The organism is Gryllotalpicola sp. CP2-P1 (genome assembly GCF_057512245.1).
Window position 1 is genome coordinate 1 of record NZ_JBLRDT010000327.1, and the last position, 1,959, is coordinate 1,959.

3 protein-coding genes are annotated in these 1,959 nt (G+C 70.1%); 1 reads left to right on the top strand and 2 read right to left on the bottom strand.

The features are described from left to right. Positions 1–220: HNH endonuclease signature motif containing protein (locus ACM2XV_RS14835; RefSeq protein ID WP_487027492.1), on the top strand; the 220-nt coding region annotated here is incomplete at its 5' end. A gap of 99 nt (positions 221–319) precedes the next feature. On the opposite strand, the gene ACM2XV_RS14840 is transcribed toward ACM2XV_RS14835, so the two are convergent. Further along, positions 320–1,810, bottom strand: coding sequence for a basic amino acid/polyamine antiporter (locus tag ACM2XV_RS14840; RefSeq protein ID WP_487027493.1), 1,491 nt, complete (start codon positions 1,808–1,810; stop codon positions 320–322). Positions 1,811–1,847: 37 nt separating this feature from the next. After that, the gene (locus ACM2XV_RS14845) at positions 1,848–1,934 is read right to left on the bottom strand and encodes a hypothetical protein (RefSeq protein ID WP_487027494.1); all 87 of its coding nucleotides are present in this window, start codon (positions 1,932–1,934) and stop codon (positions 1,848–1,850) included. Positions 1,935–1,959 lie beyond the last annotated feature (25 nt).

Here is a 1,959-nt window from a genome sequence, read left to right on the forward strand (position 1 = left end):
AGTGCATCACATCGACCCGCACCGCGACGGCGGACCCACCGACATCGGCAATATGACGCTCTTGTGCTGGTGGCATCACTCCACCATCGACACCGGGCCCTACCAGCTCCGCATGGGCGAAGACGGCACCCCCGAGATCCGGTGGGTGTTCGGATCCCACGCCACCGCCTGGACCACAGCCACCCACACCCCCAAACGCAACCTCACCCCCGCCGCCTAGCAACCAAGCGGGCCGCAAGGCAGAGGTCTGTCTCCGCGCGCGCCCACACGAGCATGCCCGCAGCGTGTCGAGCAAAGCGGCGCCCCGCATCCCGGCCCGCTAAACCGCGATCCACCCCGCGGCGAGCGCGACCACCCCGACGAGCGCGGCGACCACGGTGAATGCGGCGAGCGCGACCTCCCACGGGCGGAACACCCGGCGACCGCTGCGGCGCCGCGCCGCCGCGAACAGCAGTGACGCCGGCGCATACACAATCGCCGAGATCAGCAGATAGGTGATGCCCGTCGCGTAGACGAGGAACAGCGTGTAGACGAGCGCGAGCGCGGCCGTGACGACGGGGCCGGCGACTCGAGCGGATGCTTCACCGGCTCGCCGTCGCTCGGCGACGGCCTCACGCAGCGCGAAACCCGCCGTCAGCACGTAGGGCACCACGGCGAGGGCGGCGCAGAGCATCAGGCAGAACTGGAACGCGTCGTTCGAGAACAGCGAGACCACGACGAGCAGCTGCACCGCGAGCGTCGTCAGCAGCAGCGCGCTGCTCGGCACCCCGGCCCTGTTGACGCGCGCGAACACGGCGGGCGCATCCCCGCCGCGCGCCGCATTGAAGAACACCTCGGCGGCCATGAGCGTCCAGGCGAGGAACGCCCCCAGCACCGACACGAGCAGCCCGACCGAGACGAAGACGCCGCCCCACGGGCCGACGACGGCCGAGAGCACTCCGGCCATTGACGGCTGGTGCTGCCCGGCGATGCTCGCCACGGGCAGTGCGGCATACGCCACGAGGGTGACCAGCATCAGGATCACGAGCACGCTGCCGAAGCCGAGCATCGTCGCGCGCCCGACGTCGCGCCGCTTCCGGGCGTAGCGCGAATAGACCGACGCGCCCTCGACCCCGAGGAAGACGAAGACCGCGACGAGCATGGTCGAGCGCACCTGCCCGAAGAGGGCCCCGGCAGAGCGGGCATCCCCAGCCCCTACCCACAGGTTCGCCGAGAACGTGTGCCAGTGCATGCCGACCAGCGCGACGAGCACGATGAAGACGATGATCGGCACGATCTTCGCGATGGTGACGACGGTGTTGATGAGCGCGGCCTGCCGCACGCCGCGCACGATCAGAAGATGGAACGCCCAGAGGATCGCGGTCGACAGCAGGGCGGATGCCGGCGTGTTCCCCTCCCCGAGAATGGGGAAGGCCTGCCCGAGGGTCGAGCCGATCAGCACGACATACGTGCCGTTGCCCGCCACGGCGCTCGCCCAGTAGCCGAACGCCGAGAAGAAGCCGACGTAGTTCCCGAAGCCCGCCTTGGCATAGGCGAAGATGCCCGCATCGAGCTCAGGGCGGCTGACCGCGAGGCGCTGGAAGACGAGCGCGAGCGTCAGCGTGCCGAGGCCAGAGACGATCCACGCGATCAGCGAGCCGACGACGCCCGTCGACGCGGCGAAGTTCGCCGGCAGCGAGTAGACACCGGCGCCCACCATGGTGCCGACGACGAGCGTGCTGAGCGCGATGACCGGAAGCGTGCGCTTCGGCGCCGCTCCCCCGCTGGCGGTGGCCGGGGGTGCTGGGGCGGTGGAGAGCTCGGAAGACACGACCTTCTATGTTCTCTCCACCGCCTGAGAGCCGCCCTCAGCCGGTGCTGGTCGGAATCCAGACGCGCATCGCACCCGGCGTGCCGTTGCCCCAGGTGGCATACGGTCGCAGCGTGAGGGCGATGGGGCGATCGGATGCCTCGGGCCGC